13 protein-coding genes are annotated in these 21,580 nt (G+C 71.5%); 2 read left to right on the top strand and 11 right to left on the bottom strand.

The features are described 5' to 3' along the window. Positions 1-131 precede the first annotated feature (131 nt). Positions 132-686, bottom strand: coding sequence for a TetR/AcrR family transcriptional regulator (locus AC3EN4_RS07615; protein WP_422735482.1), 555 nt, complete (start codon positions 684-686; stop codon positions 132-134). Between the two features lie 233 nt (positions 687-919). On the opposite strand from AC3EN4_RS07615, the gene AC3EN4_RS07610 reads away from it, so the two are divergent. Further along, positions 920-1,438: a methyltransferase family protein gene (locus AC3EN4_RS07610; RefSeq protein WP_435205209.1), complete on the top strand. Its 519-nt coding sequence runs from the start codon at positions 920-922 to the stop codon at positions 1,436-1,438. Between the two features lie 124 nt (positions 1,439-1,562). Here the strand turns inward: AC3EN4_RS07610 and AC3EN4_RS07605 are convergent, their stop codons facing one another. From AC3EN4_RS07605 to AC3EN4_RS07585, 5 genes are all read right to left on the bottom strand, one after another. Further along, entirely contained in the window at positions 1,563-1,976 is a 414-nt protein-coding gene (locus AC3EN4_RS07605; RefSeq protein ID WP_422735484.1) for a hypothetical protein, read from the bottom strand. Between the two features lie 514 nt (positions 1,977-2,490). Beyond that, positions 2,491-3,924 (bottom strand): DHA2 family efflux MFS transporter permease subunit, encoded by a 1,434-nt coding sequence (locus AC3EN4_RS07600; RefSeq protein WP_435205208.1) that lies wholly within the window; start codon positions 3,922-3,924, stop codon positions 2,491-2,493. 9 nt (positions 3,925-3,933) lie between these two features. Continuing rightward, entirely contained in the window at positions 3,934-4,479 is a 546-nt protein-coding gene (locus AC3EN4_RS07595) for a flavin reductase family protein (RefSeq protein ID WP_422735486.1), read from the bottom strand. 5 nt (positions 4,480-4,484) lie between these two features. Further along, positions 4,485-6,059 carry an amino acid adenylation domain-containing protein gene (locus tag AC3EN4_RS07590; RefSeq protein WP_435205207.1) on the bottom strand — a complete coding sequence of 525 codons (1,575 nt, stop codon included), beginning with the start codon at positions 6,057-6,059 and terminating at the stop codon, positions 4,485-4,487. A gap of 10 nt (positions 6,060-6,069) precedes the next feature. Beyond that, the gene (locus AC3EN4_RS07585) at positions 6,070-7,206 is read right to left on the bottom strand and encodes an acyl-CoA dehydrogenase family protein (protein ID WP_435205206.1); all 1,137 of its coding nucleotides are present in this window, start codon (positions 7,204-7,206) and stop codon (positions 6,070-6,072) included. A gap of 151 nt (positions 7,207-7,357) precedes the next feature. Here AC3EN4_RS07585 and AC3EN4_RS07580 point away from each other — a divergent pair, with 151 nt between their 5' ends. Further along, complete coding sequence (locus AC3EN4_RS07580; RefSeq protein WP_422735489.1) at positions 7,358-7,948, top strand: TetR/AcrR family transcriptional regulator; 591 nt, start codon at positions 7,358-7,360, stop codon at positions 7,946-7,948. On the opposite strand, the gene AC3EN4_RS07575 is transcribed toward AC3EN4_RS07580, so the two are convergent. Genes AC3EN4_RS07575 through AC3EN4_RS07555 form a run of 5 tightly spaced genes read right to left on the bottom strand, consistent with a single transcriptional unit; the run spans position 7,926 to position 21,579 of the window. Further along, positions 7,926-9,668 (bottom strand): NAD(P)/FAD-dependent oxidoreductase, encoded by a 1,743-nt coding sequence (locus AC3EN4_RS07575; protein WP_435205205.1) that lies wholly within the window; start codon positions 9,666-9,668, stop codon positions 7,926-7,928. The genes AC3EN4_RS07580 and AC3EN4_RS07575 overlap by 23 nt on opposite strands. An 8-nt stretch (positions 9,669-9,676) precedes the next feature. Further along, positions 9,677-11,344, bottom strand: a complete 1,668-nt coding sequence (locus AC3EN4_RS07570) for an NAD(P)/FAD-dependent oxidoreductase (protein WP_435205204.1) — start codon at positions 11,342-11,344, stop codon at positions 9,677-9,679. 22 nt (positions 11,345-11,366) lie between these two features. After that, positions 11,367-13,127, bottom strand: coding sequence for an NAD(P)/FAD-dependent oxidoreductase (locus AC3EN4_RS07565; RefSeq protein WP_435205203.1), 1,761 nt, complete (start codon positions 13,125-13,127; stop codon positions 11,367-11,369). Between the two features lie 23 nt (positions 13,128-13,150). Continuing rightward, on the bottom strand, positions 13,151-14,890 hold the full coding sequence (locus AC3EN4_RS07560; protein ID WP_422735494.1) for an NAD(P)/FAD-dependent oxidoreductase: 1,740 nt from the start codon (positions 14,888-14,890) through the stop codon (positions 13,151-13,153). Positions 14,891-14,895: 5 nt separating this feature from the next. Continuing rightward, positions 14,896-21,579: a thioester reductase domain-containing protein gene (locus AC3EN4_RS07555; protein WP_435205202.1), complete on the bottom strand. Its 6,684-nt coding sequence runs from the start codon at positions 21,577-21,579 to the stop codon at positions 14,896-14,898. Between the last annotated feature and the right edge of the window lies 1 nt (position 21,580).

Here is a 21,580-nt window from a genome sequence, read left to right as displayed (position 1 = left end):
CCCCCTCTGATGACATCCCTGCTCGATGAATTCTAGAAGCCCACACGGGTTCGTCAAGGGGATGCCGCACAAGGATCGACGTCGGCCACTGGCCCGACGACGGTGACGTCCGCCCACCGAGGGCGGGCGGATCAGGCCAGGACGCCCGTGAGGTAGGTCTGGATGGCCTTGCCCGTGCCCGCGGCCAGAGCGGCGGCGGTGAGCTCGGCGATCGCCGGTACGCGGAAGACGTACCGGGTGGTGGCGAGACCGATCAGGTGCGAGCCGACCATGGCGGCGCGCAGCTCCGGCTGGGAATGACCCAACGCCCGGGTCAACGGGAGGATCACCTGGTCGCCGAGGAAGTTACGGACGGCGTCCGCCGCCATGTCGTTGGCCGTCATCGACCGCAGGATGCCGCCGAGCCGCGCCGCCGTGTCGGGCTCGTCCCAGTGGCTGAAGAACAGCTCGACGGCGCGCCGGCCGACCTGGCCACGCGGGCCCTTCATCGCCCGCTCCACCAGGTCGGGCGGCTGCAGGGCACCCCGCACCGCCGCCTCGAACAGGCCCTCCTTGGTGAGGAAGAAGTGGTGCACCAACGCGCTGTCGACACCCGCCTCCTGGGCGATGGTGCGCACCGTGGTGCCCTCGTAGCCCCGCTCCGCGAACTGTCCACGAGCGATCTCGAGGATGAGCTGATGGCTCACCGTCGGCCCGACACGTCGCCCCGTCCGTCGTCGTGGAGCACCGTTCGGGGACACCTCCGCGCCCACAAGTTCACCTTTCCCAGTTCATCGCATGCCCTATTCATCGTATGGGGGCAAACGCCATAGTATCGCCTTCCTACGTGCGGAAATACGGAGGTTCTGTGGCGAGGCAACGACAACACTACGTAACGATGCCTTGACATGGTGCCCCGCACGCGCCGTAGCATGGCGCAGTGCTACGAACACGGGCCGTCGTCGGAAGTCTCGTCTTCTTTTGCGCCGCGCCGGGCGTGGTCGCCGGTCTCGTGCCGTGGTGGATATCCGATTGGGAGGTCGAAACGCCGTTCGCCTTCTACCAGCCGGTGCGAGTCGTCGGCGCGCTGATGCTGGTTGCCGCGGTGGCGTTCCTCCTGCAGTCGTTCGTGCGGTTCGTGGTGGAGGGCCTGGGCACTCCGGCCCCGGTGGCGCCGACCGAACACCTGGTGATCGGCGGGCCCTACCGGTACGTCCGCAATCCCATGTACGTGGCGGTGGTGACGGCCATCCTCGGCCAGGCACTGATCTTCGGCCAGGCCGCGCTCCTGTGGTACGGGTTGGCCATCGCCCTCATCCAGGCCGCGTTCGTACGGTTCTACGAGGAACCCGGCCTGCGCCGACGGTACGGCGACGCGTACGACACCTACCGCGCCGCGGTGCCGGCGTGGATCCCCCGCCTGCGCCCGTGGCAGGGCGCCAGCTCACCGCAAGCGTGATCCGACAACCCGCAGCACCCGGCGTCCGGCCGGTCTGTCGAGCCGCTGACCGCGAAGGGACTGCCATGTCACCTCTCCCGGGGGCTGACCGCCCTCCGCGCCACGACGGAGGGCAGCCAGCCGACTAGGCGACGCGCTCGTGGGTGGGCAGTTCCGCCTGCGTCACCGAGGCCTGGCACCTGGCCGTCAACACCGGCAGCCGCCCGGACACCTCGGCGATCAACTCCCCCCGCAGCAGGTCGTCGCCGGCGGGTTCCCCCCAGATGATGAGCCGGCAGTTCACCTGCTCGGCTCGCACCGATGCCGAAGCCGTCCAAATAATGGGCATGCGGTGTCGTGTCGCTCCCAGCAATTCCACCGTGACAAACTCGGGTGCCGTCTTGTCGGTGCCGTCGCACTGCTGGAAGCCCACGTGCGCGGTAATCTCACCACTGCCCAGGTAACTTAATTGAAACATTACGCGGTACTCGCGCCCGCCTGCGTCAGCCGGCAATAGTCCCGCTGTCAATAACAGCCCTTCCGGCTCGTAGAAGAGCACCTGGACATCCGTAACTGCTAGCGCTGATGACTTCATATCCCTGGTGGCCCCATCCCCCATTAGCGTACCGCCAGTTCATCGATGGATGTTATCCTGCCAAGGGCCGCGCTGTCCCCCCCTAAATGGGTGGGCCATCGCGCGGCACCGGTCGGGTTGTGGACCGTTCCGGCTTGAATAGGTCTCATCGGGCACGGCGTCCCGGGCCGAGATGACGCACACGAATGCGAGCACGGCAATCAGCCGCCTCCGGCCAACCCGTTTGACGTGGGCCAACGCCGATGTCGTTCTCGAACGACCCCGCGTTCCGCGCCGTGACGTCCCGGTCCGGGCACGTCGAGCCGGTACCCGACGCCCCTGCGGGCGCAACCAGCTCCCACCGTCGCGCCTGCCGCCATTGCGACACCGGCTACCGGTGGTCCACCACCTCACCATCGACCGTTCCGATCGCGCCAAGCCCCCCTGGCGCGATCGAGGCCCCGACCGCACGGTCGGGGCCTCGATTCCCGTGGACCGCTCAGGTCGGAGCGCCCGCCGCCAGGACCTCCTCCTCTTCCTCCACCGCGTGGCCGTGACCCTGGGTGCGCAGGTGCGGGATGAACAGCGCGATGACCGCGCCCGCGGCGAGCGCGCAGGCGGCCACCAGGTGGGCCTCCTCCAGGCCGTTGACGAACGTCGCCACCGACTCGTAGCCGCCGTTCGCGCCGAGGATCGCGCCGCCCACCGACACACCCATCACGGTGCCGGTCTGCCGGATCGCGTTGGACACGCCGGAAGCCACCCCCTCCAGCTCGGCGGGCGCGAACCCGAAGGCCAGCCGGCCGATCGGCGCGAGGAAGATGCCCAGACCGAGGCCGGTGATCACGAACGGCACCACCAGCTTCGAGTACGTCAGGTCGCCGACGACCGAGCCGATCCAGCCGACGCCGATGGCCTGCATCGTCAGGCCCAGGATCACCAGCGGCTTACCGCCGATCTTGTCGGTCAGGATGCCGGAGATCGGTGCCGCGATCATCGGCATGGCCGTCCACGGCAGGGTACGGACGCCGGCTTCCAGCGGTGAGTAGCCGAGGATGCTCTGCAGGTACTGGGTGCCGAGGAAGACGGCGCCGAAGACGCCGAACGGCATGATGATCGTCGCCACCATGGTGAGGCTGAAGCCTCGGCTGCGGAACAACGACAGCGGCACCATCGGCGTACGGGCCCGCGACTGCCAGAAGATGAACACGAGCACGAGAAGTCCGCCGATGATGAACCCGGCCAGGATGGAGGGGCTGTCCCAGCCGGCGCTGTTGCCCCGCACGAGGCTGGACACGATGCCGAGCATGCCGGCGGTGACCAGGACGACGCCCACCGGGTCCAGGCGGCCGTAGCCGCCGCGGCTCTCCCGGACGCGCGTCATCACCGGCAGCAGCAGCAGACCGATGGGCACGTTGACCCAGAAGATCCACTGCCAGGACCAGGCTTCGGTCACCGCGCCGCCGATCACCGGCCCGAGGGCGATACCGAGACCCACCATCGCGCCCCACAGCCCGAACGCGTGACCGCGCTGGCGCGCCGGCACGACGCTGGCCAACAGCGTGAGGGTCAGCGGGAGGACGACCGCGGCACCGAGGCCCTGCACCGCGCGGGCGGCGATCAGGAACTCGATGTTGTCGGCGAGGCCCGCCAGCGCCGACGCGATGGTGAAGACCAGCAGCGCGATGGTGAAGACCTTCCGCCGGCCGAAGCGGTCACCGAGGGCAGCGCCGGTCAGCAGAAAGACGGCGAAGGTGAGCGTATAGGCGTTGACGATCCATTCGAGATCTTCAAGGCTCGCGCTGAGTTCGGTCCGGATGACCGGTAGCGTCGTCGTGACGACGAGGGTGTCGATCGCGACCATGAACACGGCGACGAGCGCCGCGATCCACGTCCATGCGGCGCTGTGGGTCGCTGGTTGGTTCTTGTCCACTCTGTTTCCCTACTCGAGATGGATTGACTGGGAAGGATCGCTGGGTCGCTGCCCGTTGCGCTCCTCTCGTCGGTAATGGGGGTGGGAGACCCGGACATACGTCCCGCGCCAATAGCCCAGCGGGAACCGGTCCGGCGCCGTCGCGCCGCCGACGAGGCGGCCGAGCACGATGACGTGATCACCAGCGGTGATCACGTCGTGGAGCGCGCACTCGGTGAAGGCGACGGTGGGTTCCAGCCGCGGCATACCGGCCACGTCGCCGGGACGCCACGCCACGTTCGCGAACTTGTCGCTGTTGTAGCTGGCGAACAGATCGGAGATCTCGTGGCCGTCGGCATCGAGGAAGTTGACGGCGAATCCGCCGGTCTCCCGGATGGCGTCCAGGGTGGAACTCACCTGCCGCACGCAGAACAGCAGCAGCGGTGGGTCCTTCGAGACGCTGCACACCGACGACGAGGTCAGGCCGTGCGGCCGCCCGGACGCGTCGAGTGCGGTCACCACGCTGACGCCGCTGGCCAGCGAGCCCATGATCGCCAGGAACGCACTCGGCGCCACGTTGACTAGTTCGGTGCCAGTAATGGTCCACCTCCTTCGATCGCCGCCAACAGCGCGGCTCGATCGGTCTTTCCGTTCGGGGTGAGCGGGAGGCTCGTGGCCGCCTGGACCGAGTCGACGATCATGTAGGTCGGCAGCTGTCCGGCGCACCAACGCTTGATCTCCAGCAGGCCGGGTCGGCGGTCACCCGCCGGCACCACGACCGCGTGCAGCCGCGCGGCGAGCCCGACGCCGGCGACGACCACCGCGGCCGCGGCAACGTCCGGATGCGCGGCGAGGACGGCCTCGATCTCGCCCGGTTCGACCCGGTTGCCGCGCACCTTCGCCATGTCGTCGCGGCGGCCCAGGTACTCCAGGGTGCCGTCGGACGCCAACCGCCCCAGATCACCCGTCCGGTACGGTCCGCGCTGCGGCTCGCGCCCCCAGTAGCCGAGCATCACCGTCGGCCCGTCGGCCACGATCTCGCCCTCCGGGCACTCACCGGCACCAGCGGCGCCGTCGGGGTCCGGCGGGACCAGGGTCAGCACCGCGCCGCTGGCCGGACGGCCGATCGGCAGCGGGCGGTCGCGCCCCTCGTCGACGTCGGTGACCTCGTACGACGCGCACACGTTGGTCTCGGTGGGTCCGTACCAGTTGAGCAGCCGTACGCCCGGCCAGGCGGCCCGGAGTTCGTGCACGTACCGGATCGGCATCACCTCACCGGCGAAGACGCAGGCCCGCAGGGCCGGCGGTGGCGGGCCGTCGAGCAGCCCGCCGTCCCGGATCATCAGGGTCAGCGCGGACGGCACGGAGTACCAGATGGTGATGCCCTCGTCGCGGACGAACCGCGCCAACTGCACCGGCGCGTACGCCAGCTCGGCCGGGACCAGGTGCACCGACGCGCCCGCGCGGAACGCCGCGTAGAGGTCGAAGACCGACAGGTCGAAGTTGAACGGAGCGTGGTTGGCCAGCCGGTCCCGTGGCGACACGGCGAGCAGGTCGCCGGCCCACTCGACGAACGCGGCGGCGTTGCGGTGGCTCAGACAGACGCCCTTCGGAGCCCCCGTCGACCCGGAGGTGTAGAGGATGTACGCCGGGTCGTCCGGCCCGGGTCGGTGCACCGGCGGCACGTCCGCCTCGGCCCCCCACCGCGCCAGTTCGTCCAACGACACCATCGGCGGCCCGTCCGGGGCGCCGCCGTCGCGGGCGACCCGATCCGCCGCCGGGCCGTCCGCGACGACGACGGTCGCCGCGCAGTCGGCCGCGATGCGCCACACCCGGGCGGGCGGGTTCGCCGCCGACACCGGCACGTACGGCGCGCCCAGCGACAACGCCGCCTGCATGAGGGCCACCGCGCCGGCCCGCTTGTCGGACCAGAGCACCACCCGGTCACCCGGGGACACCCCGGCGCGCGCCAGCCCCGCCGCCAGGCGCCGCGCGGCCGTCGCCAGCTCCGCGTAGGTGAGCTGCTCGTCGTCCGCGACCACCGCCGGCGCGTCCGGGGTACGTCGGGCCCACTCGGCCAGGTAGCCGTGGATCCCCACGCCACCCGTCGGATCGGACTGGTCCACGTCCCGCACGCTGGACACCTCCCTGGTCACGCCGCCGCCCTCACAAGCCCAGTTCGCGGGCGATGAGCAGCCGCTGGACGTCCGACGTGCCGGAGAAGATCGTGCTGGGGACGGCGTCGCGCAGCATCGTCTCGATCCCGGTGTCGCGCAGGTAGCCGAGCCCGCCGAACAGGCGCACCGCGTCCAGCGCCCCGGCGACGGCCGCCTCGGAGACGGCCAGCTTCGACAACGCCACGTTGAGCTCCGAGCCGCCGCCGTTGTCCATCTCCCAGCAGCAGCGGTAGAGCAGCAGCCGCGCCGACTCCGTCCGCAGCTTCATCTCCACGATCCGGTTCGCCACCGCCTGGAAGTCGCCGATCCGCCGGCCGAACTGACGGCGCGATCGCACGTGCTCGACACAGCGCTCCACCAGGCGGTCCAGCAGGCCGACATATCCGGCGAACAGACAGGCGCGTTCCCAGCGCATCGAGTGCTGGAAGATCGCCGCGCCCTGGCCCGGCTCGCCGAGCACCCGGCTGGCCGGCACCAGGCAGTCCTGAAAGGACACCCGTCCGGCGGGCGCCGACACGAGGCCCATCTTGTCGAACGGCTCGCTGACCGTCAGGCCGGGAGTGTCCCGGTCCAGCACGAACGCGGTGACACCGAGGTGGGCGGCCGCCGGATCGGTGGTCGCGTAGGTCACCAGCACGTCGGCCACCGGCCCGTTGGTCACGAACGTCTTCTCACCGTTGAGCAGGTAGCCGTCCGCCGTCTCCGTCGCGGTCACGGCGAGCCGCGACACGTCGGAGCCCGCGCCCGCCTCGGTCATCGCGTTGCCGGCCACCACCTCGCCCGAGCAGATCCTCGGGAGCAGGCCCTTCTTCACCTCGGGCGCGCCGAACCCGGCGATCGGCACCGCGCAGGCGAACTGGTGCGCGCTGGCCGCGAACACCAGACCGGTGTCCGCGCAGCCCCGACCGAACGCCTCGACCCGCAGCGCGGTGTCCAGCGCGCCCTGACCGCCGCCGCCGTACTCTGCGGGAATGCAGAGGCCGAGCAGCCCCAGTCGACCGAGCCGCCGCCAGGCCTCCCGGTCGTGCAGCCGGCTGGCGTCGGCGGTGGGCGGGAAGGCCCGCTCGGCGCTCGCGCGCACCTCGTCGTACGCGTCCCGCTGTTCAGGCGTCCAGGCGAAGTCCACGGTGCCCCCTCGACCGCGTGGTGAACCGGCGCGGCGGAATGACCGGCTTGCAGGAGCAACCCGGACCGGACTGACATATCCTCAAAGGTCTAGACTTAGGCTTTTCATCGGGCCGTGCGCTCGGGCGTACGGGAACTCGTAAGAGGTTGCCTTGACGACGCAGCAGGGATTCGACGGTGGCAGCGGCATCCGGCAGGCGATCCTCGACGTCACCCGGCGGGAAATCTCCGAGTGCGGCCTGACCGGGGTGAGCATCCGCAGCGTCGCCCGGCGCGTGGGTGTCGACCCGCGGCTCGTGCGGCACTACTACGGCTCCAAGGAGCAACTCCTGCGCCACGCGGTGCAGGTCGAGGGCAACCCCGTCGAGCTCGCCGAACAGCTGCTGGCCGGCAGCCGGCGTCGGTTGGGCCGGGCCACCGCGACCGCCCTGCTCGCCCACTGGGACAGCCCGCGTACGACGATCTCCTACCGGGCCCGGCTGTCCGCCTCGCTGACCAGTGACGAGATCGCCGAGCTGATGCGCGACGAGTTCGTCCGGGCGTTCTTCGGCACGTTGGCCGAGGGGGTCAGCCCCGACCGGCACGAACTGCGGGCGGCGCTCGCCGCGTCCCAGGTGATCGGCCTGGCCCTGTGCCGCTACCTGATCGACGGCACCGAGCTGTCCCGGCACGACCGCGACGATCTGGCCCGGATGATGGGTCGCACGATCCAGCACTACCTCACCGCCGACCTGGCTGAGTGACGCCGGGCGCGCCGGCGGCCGGGCCGTCCGCGCGTCCGACGTCGTGGGCCCGCCCGTCGTCGACCGACGTCCGCCCCCGGGTCGGCGACGGAGCGTCGTCCCGCCGGCCGGTCACGTTGTCCTTGGTCAGCAGCCGCTTGAAGTCCGCGGGCGCCACCGTCATGACCCAGGCCACCATGAGGAGGCGACGGGGCATCGTGAAGTGGTAGTACCGCGCGCCCGGGTCGCCGAACCGGTAGAGCGGCGGCACGAACCGCGCCCGGCGCAGCTCCCGGAAGATCATGTCAGCCGCCTCGGCCTGTCGCAGTCCACCGGCCCGGACCCGGGCGAAGACCTCGAAGAACCAGTCCAACAGCTGGCGCAGACCGTCCGGGGTGCGGAACCACAGTCCGCCGTCGGCGAACCGCTCGACCGGATCCCAGGTCCCGGCGGCCAGGGCGTCGTTCGTGGCCCGCTTCAGCGACAGGTGGGCCAGGATCTGCCAGAGCAGCCAGACCCGGCTGTACGCGTTCCACAACGGGAAGCTGCCGGCGGCCGTACGGGCCGCGGCCAGGATCTGATCGTTGAACTCGATCAGGGCGTCCTGGAAGGCGGCCACCTCGGCCAGCACCGCGCCCGTCGCCGGCTCGTCGCGCAGCGCTCGCGGCAGCGCGGCCCCGAGCGCGTGGACCATCTCCGCCGTCATCGTCACGTCCCGGGACAGGAACTCGTCGGTACGGCAGGCCGACCGTTCCATGGCGAACCACCGCGGTCCGTGGGTCACCGCCGCCCGGTGCTGCCAGTTCGGGGAGGTGGTCCAGCCCTCCTTCGCCGTGGCGGAGGCGAACTGCTCCGCCAGGCTCGGGAAGGGCGCGACCAGCGCCTGGAACGCGGCGTCCGGGTCCGCCGGCAGGTCGTCGAACCGGTCGTGGTCCAGTCCCACCGTCACGCTGCACAGGTCGTTGGCCGCGTCGTGGTGGTTGCGGAAGTCCACCACCTGGATCCAGCCGCCGTCGAAGAGGTGGTGCACGGTCCCCCGCGACCAGGTCGTCGCCCGGTGGTAGTCGGCGAGCCGACTGCACTCCTCGAACTTGCGGACGCCGCGCAGGTGGGCGTGCATCATCTTCGACCGCAACAGCAGCGGGCGCGGATCGCCGTCGGCGGTCGCCGCCCGCAGCGGTGACTCCTGGCCGCACGCGTCCACCACGAACCGGGCGGTCGCCGTCCGCCCGGAGCCGAAGGTCAGGTGTGCGGCCTCGGGGGCCAGCCGGACCTCGGTGCGGGACGCCCGTTCCGGCAGCACCGACGCGCCGTACCGCACGGCCAACTCCCGGGCGTACTCGTCGACGTCCGGCCGGTAGAGGTGCCACTCGCTGTGCTCGCCCGGCACGTGGAACTGCACGGCGTGCGCCGGGTCGTGCCGGCGGCCCGCCGTGTGGTGCAGGAACGCCAGGCTCTTCTTGATCCCGCTGGTCCGGCGCACCGCGTCCGGCAGGTCCTCGAAGTGGGCGAAGGAGGCGATCTCCGGCACGTCGAACCGCTCGGCCAGCAGGTGCAGCACAGCGGTCGTGTACGGCACGGTGCTGTCGCCGGAGGGCAGCACCGGGTCGTCGGGCGAGCCGACGATCAGGACCCGCAGGTCCTGCTTGGCCAGGACCGTGGCGAGCAGGCCGGTCGCCAGGTGGCTGCCCAGGATCACGACGTCGTACGACACCGCGGCGTCGGGTTCGGTGGTGGTCATCCGGCCTCCTAGAAGATCTTCCGGCCCATGAGCTGCTCCTTGCCGGCCTCGCGCAGGAAGCCGAGCATCAGCCGCCGCACGTCCGGCGGCGCCTTGGTCGCGGCCCAGAGCATCGTCCGGCCGATCTTGAGCGGGGTCGGGTTGATGAACCGCAGGTGGCGGTCCTTCCAGCCCCAGTGGTCCGGTACGAAGGGCGCCCGGTTGAGGTGGTCGTAGAGCGCGTCGGCCGCCTCGTCGCCGGTGATCTTGCCGGCCTCGAAGTCGCCGCACTGCTTGACCATGTCCTCGAACAGCTCGCCGTAGCCCTCGTGGTCGGACCAGTGCAGGCCCGGGTTCTTCACCTCTTCGAGCTCGTTCAGATGCCGCTCGTCCCCGGTGGAGCGCCACCGGCGGTACGCCTCGTGGGCCCGGAACGTGCCGGCGTTCGAACCCCACGCCCAGATCCGGAAGACCGCCGTCCAGAGCGAGTAGTGCTCGAACGAGACGTACGCGGCGTTGACCAACTTGTCGTTGCCGTCGAACAGCGCCTGCTGGCGGGTGTTCACCCCCTCGAACCGGTCGGCCGAGAAGTCGTCGTCGCCGACCGCCCGCAGGATCCGCCAGGCCAGCACGTTGACCGCTTCGCAGGTGTTCGACAGACCCCGGGAGAAGAGCGGATCGATGAACGCCGCGGCGTGGGCCAGCAGCACCCAGCGGTCACCGACGGTGGTCTTGGACGAGTACTGGACCCGGTCGGTGCCCACCCACTCCCGCATCGGCCGGGCGCCCTCGAACTGGGCGGCCATGCCCGGGAACTTCTGCATGTGCTTCCAGAAGTCCTCCTCCGGCGACATGCCGGGCGTCTTCGGGTACATCCGCGGGTCCATCGTGAGGCCCACGCTGCACAGCGGGTTCTTCGAGTCCTTGTGGTTGTTGAACGCGATCACCCACGACCAGCCGCGCGGGAACAGGTGGTGGACGGTGCCCTCGTAGAACGGCACCGGCGGCTTGTCCGCTCCGGTGCGGTTGAACACCTCGTCGGTGGTCTTGAGGTCGATCATGTGGTTCCAGACGGCCCGCGAGTGGTGCTTGTACCGGCAGGGGTCCTCGCGCAGCCCGAACTTCTCGGCCAGCGGCGAGCGGTAGCCGCTGGCGTCCACCACGTACCGGCTGCGGAACTGCTCACCCCGGGTCGAGCTGACGGTCACCCCGGAATCGTCGAAGTCGACGTCGGCGATGGTGAAGTTCACCCGGGCCGTGCAGCCGTACTTGATCGCCGCGTGGAACAGGTACGCGTCGGTGTCCTGCCGGTACATGTGCGGCGTCTCGTGCAGCAGGCTCGGGAAGTTGAACATCGTGACCTGCTTCGGGTCCTGCGGCTTGCCCTCCTGGTGGTTGAGGAAGGCGAAGTGGTCCTTCTTGCCGTGCCAGGGCGAGATGATCTTCTGGCACGCGGTGAGCGTCGCCAGGGTCATCAACTCCGGCACCTTGTACCGCTCGGACATGGTGCGCAGCGACACCAGCATGTTGGGGATGGTGGACTCGCCGATGGCGAACTTCGGGTGCGCCTTGGCGTCGACCAGCAGCACCTTCGCCCCGTTGCGGGCCAGGATCGCGCCGAGCATCGAGCCGGCGAAACCCGCGCCGAGGATGGCGACGTCATAGGTGGCCTTCTCGGCCTCGATCAATTCACTCACCGTGCACTCCAATTTCCTCGGGTTACTTCGGCTCGGGAACGCGCAGCCGGGAGCCGACCACCGGCCAGCCGGCGAGTTTCTGCTTGATCTCCTCGACCGGTTCGAACTCGCCCCGGGCGAAGCGCTTGCGCATGAAGAGGGTCAGGCCGTCGTAGGTCAGCTCACCGATCGCCGGCGGGGCGTCCCGCTTCGCCCAGCGCAGGGTGCCGAGCACCTTGGCGGCGGAGGCGCCGGTGATCCGGATCGCCGGGTCGGCCAGGCCGAACGCCGGCGGCACGAACCGGGCGCGGGCGAGCTGGTCGCGGATCTGGTTGGCGACGTCCTTGGGCTTAGCCTCGCCCGCGTCGACGGCCCGCATCATCCGGCTGACGCCGGCCAGGAACTCGAGCACCTCGGCGTGGTCGGGGTCGTCGACCTTGGACCGGTCGAACTCGCGCAGCTCGACCCGCCACCACGGCCGTTCCATCCGCCGCAGCACGGCGGGGTCACGGGTCTTGGAGTAGAGCGCGTAGCCCCGGTTGATCTCGAAGGTGGAGAGGATCTGGGTCAACGCCCACACCCGGAACCAGGCGTCCCACAGGTCCCAGTCCCGGAACGCGATGTACGCGTTGTTGACCAGGTCGTCGTTGAAGTCGAGCTGGCCCTGTTCGAGCTCCTGCACGTACTCGAACCGCTCGACGGCGAAGTCGTCGTCCTTGAGCGCGTCGAGCAGCCGCTGGGTCAGCGCGTTGATGATCTCCATGGTGTTCGACAGGCCGCGCGAGAACAGCGCGTCGACGAAGCCCGCCGCGTGCGACATGAGGCACCAGCGGTAGCCGACCGTCTTCTTCGGCGAGTACTGCAACCGGCCGGTGCGTACCCACTCGCGCACCGGGGTGGCGTTGGTGAACTGCTGCGCGATGCCCGGGTACCGGTCCAGGAACCGGCGGAACTCCTCCTCGGGCGAGCAGTCCGGTACCGGGTGCATCCGCGGGTCGAACTGCACGCCGACGCTGCACAGGTCGTTGGTGGACCGGGGGTGGTTGTCGAACGGGATCACCCACATCCAACCACCCTCGAAGATGTGGTGCAGCGTCCCCTCGTGCCACCGGGTGGGGTTGCCGTACGTGCCGCGCGGCGCGAAGTCGTCGTACGGCCGCACGCCCACCATGTGCGTGAACAGCGACCGCGAGTGGTGTTCCAGCCGGGTCGGCTCCTCCCGCAGGTCGAACTGTTCGGCCAGCGCCGAGCGGAACCCGCTGGCGTCCACCAGGTAGCGGGCCCGCACCGGCGCGCCGGGACCGACATCGAGCGTCACCCCGTCCTCGTCGACCTGCACACCCGCGATGCGCGTCTGCTGCCGGATCACCGCGCCGTACTTCGCCGCGACGGTGAGCATGAAGTTGTCGATGTCCTGGCGGAAGAAGTGGTTCTCGGTGTTCAGGATCTTCGGGATCTGGAACATGTTGGACTCTTCGGGCCGCTGCTTCTCGCCCGGACGCTGGTAGACGAAGCCGAAGTTCCGCTTCACCCCGCCGGTGGTGTTGATGTGCGCGTAGACCGACTCGAAGGTGCTCAGGTACTTGATCTCCGGCACGCCGTACCGCTCGCTGATCAACCGCATCGCCATCGACGTGTACGGGATCGTCGACTCGCCGACGGCGAAGCGCGGGTGCGTGCCGGCGTCGATCACCAGCGTGTGGGCGCCGTTGGCGGCCAGGCACGCCGCCAGGGTGGAGCCCGCCAGCCCGGAGCCGATCACCACCACGTCGAACATCCCGTTGTGCGCGGCCGCACCTTCCATCTTGGACTCCCTATCCATCGGATTCACTTCGGCGTCGGGACGCGGAGCCGCTTGCCGACCACGGGCCAGCGCGCGATGAGGTGCTTGAGTTCCTCGCCGACGGCGAACTCGCCGGGCGAGAAGCGCTTCTTCATGAAGAGCGTCAGACCCTCGTAGGTGAGGTCGCCGACGGCCTTGGGCGCCTTCTTGCGGGCCCAGCGCAGGGTCTTGCCGATCTCGAAGAAGTTGGCGTCGGTCCACTGGTTGTCCGGGTCGGCCAGTCCCCACGCGGGCGGCACGAAGTCCGCCTCGCGCAGCAGCCGCAGCAGCTCGGCGGCCGTCTCCCCGGACTCCGCCCGCCCCTCCTGCACGGCCCGGGTCATGTCGTTGACCTGCTGCAACAGACCCATGACCGCGCCGTACGGCGAGTCCTGCGGGATGACCCGCCCGCGCCACCACGGCCGCTCCAGCGGGGCCAGCACGGCCGGGTCGCGGGTGTCCAGGAAGCGGGCGTACGCCCGGTTCACCTCGAAGGTGGCGATGAACTGCCCGAGCGACCAGATGCGGAACCAGGCGTCCCAGAGTCGCCAGTCACCGAACGACGTGTACGCGTTGGCGACCAGGTCGTCGTTGAAGTCCAGCAGACCCTGCTCGAACTCCTGCATGTACTCGAACCGCTCGACCGAGAAGTCATTGTCCTCGATCGCGGAGAGCAGGCGGTGCACCAGCGCGTGCATCGTCTCCAGCGAGTTCGACAGCCCTCGGGAGAAGAGCGGGTCCAGGAAGCCGGCGGCGTGCGAGGTGAGGCACCAGCGGTAGCCGACCGTCTGCCGCGACGAGTACTGCAGCCGGCCGGTGCGGGTCCAGTCCCGCACCGACCGGGCCTGGGCGAACTGCGGCTCGATGTCCGGGTACTGCGCGATGAAGCGGCGGAACTCCTCCTCGGGCGAGCAGTCCGGCACCGGGTGGATCCGCGGGTCGAGTTGCAGGCCGACGCTGCACAGGTCGTTGGTGCCCCGCAGGTGGTTGTCGAACGGGATCACCCACATCCAGCCGCCCCGGAACAGGTGGTGCAGCGTGCCGTCGTGCCACGGGCTCGGGTGCCCGTAGCGGGACTTGGGAGCCAGCTCGTCGTACGGCCGGATGCCGACCATGTGGGTGAACAGGGACCGCGACTGGTGGCGGAACCGGGTCGGCTCCTCGCGCAGGCCGAACTGCTCGGCCAGCACCGACCGGAAGCCGCTGGCGTCGACCACGAACTTGGCCCGGAAGTGGCCGCCCGTGTGGTTGAGCGTGGCACCGTCGTCGTCGATCTCCACACCGGTGATCCGCACCTGCTGGCGGACCGTGGTGCCGTACTTGGCGGCGACCGTCAGCATCCAGTTGTCGATGTCCTGGCGGTAGAAGTGGCTCTCGGTGTGGGTGACCTTGGGGATCGGGAACATGTGGGTCTCGCGCGGGTCCTGGCGCTCCCCCGGCCGGTGGTAGACGAACCCGAAGTTGCGCTTGACCCCCGAGGTCGTGTTGATCTTGGATTGGACGCCCTCGAAGGTGGACAGCCACTTGATCTCGGGGACCCCGTACCGCTCGCTGACCAGCCGCATCATCATCGACGTCGCCGGGATGGTCGACTCGCCGATGGCGAACCGCGGATGGGTCGTGCCGTCGACGATCAGCACCTTCGCACCGTTGCGGGCCAGGCAGGCGGCCAGCATCGTGCCGGACAGGCCGGACCCGATGATCGCGACGTCGTACTCCGGCGCGCTGCGCGGATGATCAGTCATGTCGTTCAAGCTCCTTCATCGGCAGCTGTGGGAGCGGGCAGGTAACCGGTCCGCACCATCCAGCGCAGGTAGGTGTCGAGTAGGTCGTCATCCAACGGCGGGCACCGGAGGTCGGTGCCCCGCAGTTGTTCCTCGGTGTTGTCGACGGCGTAGTGGACGGCCTCCTCACCGCCGACCACGAACTCCTGGACCACCGGCATGACCGGGTGCAGCTCGTTCGTGCCGACGGCATAGGTCGCCTTGAGCGCCTGCCACCACTCCTCGACGGGTACGACCTCGACCGCGAAGCCGTGCCGACGCAGCGCGCGCACCACGTCCGCGAAGAGTGCCTTGTACGGGCTCACCAGGTGGTACGTGCCACCCAGGGCCGGGCCGTACCGGGAGATGTGCACCAGCGCGTTCGCCACGTAGTCGACGGGCGTCATCTCCACCTTGATGTCGATGTCCGGCGCCAACCCGAGCTGCACGCAGCCCTTCATCACCCGGGTGGTGAAGTGGGTGGTCAGGCTCGCGCCGGTGCGGGAGTCGCCCAGCACCCGGCCCGGCCGGTAGATGTCGGCCGGCACGCCGCGCGCGCGAGCCAGCTCGACCAGCCGCTCCGACGCCCACTTGGTCTGCACGTAGCCGGTCACCAGCCGACCGGCCGTGCTGATGTCGTCGTCCTCGCCGACCACGTCCCGGCCGGGCGCCGGCAGGCCCCAGATGCCGTACGTCGAGACGTGGTGGACCGCGGTCGGCCGACCCCGCGCGGCCAACCGCAGCACCTCCTCGGTGCCCGTGACGTTGTCCGGCCGCAGTTGCCGGTAGTTGTAGCCGAAGTGCACCCGGGCGCCGCAGTGGTAGATGCCGTCCAGCAGGTCGGCGAGTTCGTCGTACCGGTCGGCGGTCAGGCCCAGCCCGGGTCGGGCCAGGTCGCCGGGGAGCACCGTGATCCGGTCGACGGCGTTGGCCGGCAGCGGAAGATAACGCTCCATGTTGTCCAGCAGCCGCCGCAGGCCGGTCTCCTCGTCGGCGCACCGCACCAGGCACCACACCCGGGCGCTGGTCGACTCGAGCAGGGTGTGCAGCAGGTACCCACCGACGAAGCCGGTCGCGCCGGTCAGCAGGACGTGTCGGGGGTCGCGGACCCGGGCCGGCGGGTCGCCGACCACCTCGATGTCCGGCGCGAGGGTCACGTCGCCCGCGATCCACGCCGGGTCACCGGCCTGGTCAACCGCCGGGTCGTCACCGCCCTGGTCGCCGCCGGGCGGGGCGGCGTCGGCGGCGGACGCGTCGACGGACCGGTCGGCCAGCAGCCCGGCGAACAGGTCGGCCCACTGTGCCGGGGTGGCGAGGGTGAGCAGGTCACCGGCGCGCACGGTGAGGCCGAGATCGCGTCGGCAGCGTCGGACGGCGTCCATCACCATGAGCGAGTCCATGCCGCTGGCCAGCACGTCGCTCTCCTCGTCGAGGGCACCCGACGTGGCGCCCAGGACGTCCGTGGCCAACTCGACCGCGTACGCGCCGAGCGTCGCCCGCACCCGACGCGGGTCGGGCTCGGCGCGCAGCCCGGCCACCAGCGGCGCCTCCGCGACGTCCTCGGTGGTCGGTTCGTCGGCGGTGATGCCGCGCAGCATCGGCCGTTCCGCGTGGACCTGCATGACCGGCTTGAACACCGACCAGTCCACCGCGCACACCACCCGCTGCGCGGCGTCGCCGGCCGCGAGCGCCATGAGCAACCGGATGCTCTGCTCGGCCGGCAGCGGCCGCAGTCCGGTGGCCTTCAGGAACGCCAGCACCTCGTCGCCGAAGAGCGCGGAGGGCAGGTCCCACGGGCCCCACGCGACGGACAGGGCCGGCAGGCCGGCGGCGTCCCGGTGCCCGGCCAGCGCGTCGAGGAACGCGTTACCGGCCGCGTAGCTGGCCAGGTGCTGTGAGCCCCAGGTCGCGGCGATCGACGAGAAGCCGATGAGGAAGTCCAGCTCCACGTCCCGGGTGAGCTGGTGCAGCAGCCAGCCGCCGATCACCTTGGGCCGCCACACCCGCCGGTACGCCGCGTCGGTGGCCGTGCGGGCGAACTCGGGCTCGGACACGCCGGCCGCGTGCACGACGCCGCGCAGCGGCCGGGGGTCCCGTCCCAACGCGTCGAAGACGGCGGTCATCGCCGCCTCGTCGACCACGTCGGCGGCGACCACGTCGACGGTGGTCCCCAACCGTTCCAGCCGTCGCACGGCGGAGATCCGACGCGCCTCCTCCCCGGTCGCGTCGGCCCAACCGTCCCGCTCCGGCAGCGGGGTGCGGGCCACCAGCACCAGGCGGCCGGCGCCGGCGCGGGCCAGCCATTCCGCGACGGTCAGGCCGATCCCGCCGAACGCCCCGGTGATCAGGTACGTTGCCTCGCCGTGGACCGGCGGCCGGCGGCGCAGCGCCTCGGTCGGCAGTGGAGCGGGCGTCAGGCGCAGCGCGTACCGGCGGTCGGCGCGTACGGCCTGCTGGTCGTCGTAGCCGTCCTCTCCGTCGGCGCGACCGACGCCGGACGGGTTGTCGGGGATCAGCCCGCCCGTGGTCAGCGCGGCCAGCAGCAGCCGGTCCTCGCCGGGTCGGCGCTCCGGGTCCAGGTCGATCGCGCCGCCCCACCGGTCCGGGTGCTCCAGCGCCAGCACCCGGCCCAGGCCCCACAGGGTGCCGGCGACCGGGGCGACCGCGTCCGGGGCGGCGGTGGACTCCGTCGGCACCCGCAGGGCGGCGCGGGTGACGAGGGTGAGCCGGGCGTCGGCGCACTCCGGGTCGTCGAGCATCGCGGCCAGGAGGGCAAGGGTCGTCAGGTCCGCGCGCCCGGCGTACTCCTCCAGGTTGGCGGCGGCACAGTCCTTCGACGCGGGCGCGTCGAGCCCGGTCAGCACCACCGCGACGGCGGGCCGGCCCGGGCCGGCGGACCAGGTGCTGACCAGTTCCCGAACCGCGTCCGGGTCGGGCCGGCACTCCGCTCCCCGGCCCACCACCGGCGGCGCCGCCACCTTCACCGCGGCGTCGTGCTCGCGCAGCAGCGCGGCCAGCCCGGTCACCAGCGCGGCATCCGGACCCGTCGGGTCGGCCACCAGCAGGTAGCTCCGTCCGGCCAGGTCGGCCGGCGGCTGCGGGGACGGCCCGGACAGGGGCACCCAGGTCTGCTCGTAGAGCAGGTCGGCCGGGTCGTCCCAGTGCGCCGGCGCGGGCACCGACGCGACGGTCACGTCCCGCGCGTAGCCGATCGGGACACCGTCGACGTCGAGCAGGTCGACGGCGCCGGTCAACGCGTCGTCGACCGCGCGCACGGACCCGGCTCGGACCCGCACCGCCCGCACGCCGGCCGGCGCCGGGGCACCACCCGACGTCACGGACACACCGCCGAGCGCACCGCAACCGGCCACCGTCGGTTCGGCCACCGGTTCGGCCCCGCCCGCCACGGTCACCGCGACCCGTGCCGCGTCGAGCACCTCGTGCCAGCCCGCGCCGTCCGGCACCGGAATCTCCGGTGCGGTCCCGGCGTCGGCGTCCTCGTCGGGGTACGGGCGGTCGGCCGGCCACCGGCGACGCAGCACCCCACTGGCGTGCCGGATCCACGGTGCGGCCAGCGCCTCGCGGGCCGCCGTGACCCCGAGCAGTTCCCAGGCGGCCGAGCCGTCGTCCCGCGCGGTGACGGTGAGCCGCAGGTGACCCCGGTCGCCGGTGGGCACCGACGCGTGCAGGCTCAACTCCTCGGCGCACCGCCACCCGCCGCCCAGGCTGTCCGTGGCGGCCCGGATCGCCACGTCCAGCATCGCGCCGAGATCCGGCGACTCGCCGGGCAGCGCCTGGGACGTCACCTCGTACGCCGGCACCGGTCCGGGCAGGCGGCGGCCGATGCCCGGGATGTCGCCGCCCACGACGGCAGCCCCGGCCTCCTCGGCGGCGGCCGGTGCGGACACCGGCGCGGCCACCGGCCCGACCTCGCGGAACCAGTAGTGCGCGCCGCGCCACGGCGTCGTCGGCAGCGGCACCGCGCGCACGTCCTCGCCCTGGTGGAAGGCCCGCCAGTCCGGACGGGAACCCCGCAGGCTCACGGCGCCGACCGCGTCGAGCACCGCACGCAGGTCCTCGCCACCCCGTCGCAGCGTGGGCACGAACGCGCAGTCCGGCTCGCCGGCCAGGGAACGGGCGGCCAGGGCGGTCAGCACCGGCGCGGGCCCCAGCTCCACGAACGTGCGTACACCCGCGTCGTGCAGCGCGCGCACCCCGTCGCGGAAGCGGACCGCGCCGGCCGCGTGCCGCAGCCAGTAGTCCGGGCCGATGTCGTCGGGGCCGACCAGCCGACCGGTGACGTTGGAGGCCAGCGGAATGCGCGGCGGGCGGAACGACAGCCCGGCCAGCACCGTCCGGAACGGCTCCAGCACGGGTTGGATCAGCGGCGAGTGGAACGCGTGCGACACGGCCAGCCGCCGGGTGCGGACACCGTCGGTCGCCAGCCGTTCCAGGACGGTGGCCAGGTGCGCGGCGTTACCGGAGAGCGTGACGTCCTCGGGCCCGTTGACCGCGGCAACGGCGACCGTTCCCGCGTACCCGTCGATCGCCGCGACGGCGACGTCCTCCGTGCAGCCCGCGGCGGCCATCGCGCCGCCCGCCGGCAGCTCGGCCATCAGCCGCGCCCGCGCGGCCACCAGGGTGGCGGCGGCGGGCAGGTCCAGCACCCCGGCGACGACGGCGGCGACCAGCTCACCGACGCTGTGGCCGGCCACCGCGGCCGGTCGCAGGCCCCAGGAGAGCCACATCTGGGCGAGGGCGTACTCGACCGCGAACAGCGCCGGCTGCGTGTACCGGGTGTCGTCGAGCGGCGTCGGGCCGTCGGCCCAGAGCACGTCCGCCAACGGGCGGGGCAGCTCGCGGTCGAAGAGCGCCGCCACCTCCTCGAACGCCGCGCGGAAGGCGGTGTTGCCGAGCAGCCCGCGGGCCATGCCCGGGTACTGGGCGCCCTGGCCGGTGAAGAGCCAGGCGACCTTGCGATCGCGGCGGCGGGGCAGCGCGGCCACCGTCAGCCCGCGTGGGTGGCGGCCCTGGGCGTACGCCGACAGGACGTCCGCCAGTTCGTCGGTGTCGGCGGCGGTGACGGCGAGGCCGTGTGCCTGGACCGCGCGACCGACGTGCGTGGTGTAGCAGGCGTCGGCGAGGGACACGGTGTGCGGGCCGCGCAGCCACCGCGCGTGCCGGTCGGCCGTCTCGCGCAGCGCCTCCTCGGTACGCGCGGAGGCCAGGAACAGCCCGTACGGCGGCTGCGAACCGGCGCGGACGGTACCCGCCGGGGGCGCCGCCAGCACGACGTGCGCGTTCGTCCCGCTCGCGCCGAAGCTGCTCACCCCGCCGGTGCGCGGGTGACCCCGATCCGGCCACGGCGTGCACGCCACGGGCACCCGGACGTGCAGACCGGACCAGTCCAGGTTCGGGTTCGGCTCGTTCAGGTGCAGGTGCGGTGGGATCTCGCCGTGCGACATCGCCAGCACGACCTTGAACAGGCCGGCGATGCCGGCGGCCGGTTCCAGGTGCCCGATGTTCGTCTTGACCGAGCCCACCAGCAGCGGGTCGTCGGGGCGGCGGTGCCGGCCGATGACCGCCTCCAGCGAGCGCAGCTCGATGGGGTCGCCCAGCGAGGTGCCCGTGCCGTGCGCCTCGACGTAGTCCACGCCGTCCGGCCCGACGCCGGCCTGGGCCAGAGCCGCGCCGACCACGTCCTGCTGGGCGAGGGGGTTCGGCACGGTGAGGCCGCTGGAGCGACCGTCGTGGTTGACCGCCGAGCCGCGGACCACGGCGACGATCGGATCGTTGTCGGCCAGCGCCGCGGACAGCCGCTTGAGCACCACGACACCGGCGCCCTCCCCACGGGCGTACCCGTCGGCCGACGCGTCGAAGGTCTTGCACCGCCCGTCGGCGGACAGCCCGCGGAACTTGCTCATCATCACGAAGCCGTACGGCGACAGCAGCAGGTTCACCCCGCCCGCCAACGCCAGGTCGCACTCCCGCAGCCGCAGCGCCTGGCACGCCTCGTGCAGGGCGACCAGCGACGACGAGCAGGAGGTGTCCACGACCTTGCTCGGCCCCCGCAGTCCGAGCAGGTACGAGATGCGACCGGCCAGGAAGCTGGGCTCGCCGGTGAGCTGGTAGAAGTCGACGTCGTCGATGTCGCCGACGGCCTGCCGGGAGCGTACGTAGTCGGTCGTGCTCAGCCCGAAGTAGACGCCGGTGCGCGAGCCGTCGAGCCGGTCGGGCGCGTAGCCGGCGCGCTCCAACCCCTCCCAGCAGATCTCCAACGCGATGCGGTGCTGCGGGTCCATGCCCAGCGCCTCGCGCGGGGAGATCCCGAACGCCTCCGGCTCGAACCGGTCGACCTGGTCGAGGAAGGCGCCCCGGATGGTGTACGCCTTGCCCGGCGCCTCCGGGTCCGGGTCGTGGTACGCCCGGGCGTCGGCGCGGTCCGCCGGGAACTCCGAGGTCGTGTCCACCCCGTTGCGCAGCAGGGTCCAGAACTCCTCCGGCGAGTGCGCGCCGCCGGGGAAGCGGCAGGCCATCCCGACGATGGCGATCGGTTCGTCCAGCCAGCCGGCACGGCTGTCGGCGAGGCGGCGGCGCAGGTCCTCGATGGTGCGCAGCGCGTCGGCCATGAGCCGGCGGCTGTCCGGGGTACGCGAGGCGGTCGTCGACATC

The organism is Micromonospora sp. bgisy143 (assembly GCF_057708145.1).
The sequence above is the reverse complement of the archived record's forward strand: the minus strand, read 5'-3'. Positions and strand labels throughout refer to the sequence as shown.

Excerpts from the sequence above, each read along its gene's own strand:
- AC3EN4_RS07575 (WP_435205205.1), bottom strand. The coding sequence starts at position 9,668 with ATGACCACCACCGAACCCGACGCCGCGGTGTCGTACGACGTCGTGATC.
- AC3EN4_RS07565 (WP_435205203.1), bottom strand. The coding sequence starts at position 13,127 with ATGGAAGGTGCGGCCGCGCACAACGGGATGTTCGACGTGGTGGTGATC.
- AC3EN4_RS07560 (WP_422735494.1), bottom strand. The coding sequence starts at position 14,890 with ATGACTGATCATCCGCGCAGCGCGCCGGAGTACGACGTCGCGATCATC.
- AC3EN4_RS07555 (WP_435205202.1), bottom strand. The coding sequence starts at position 21,579 with ATGTCGACGACCGCCTCGCGTACCCCGGACAGCCGCCGGCTCATGGCC.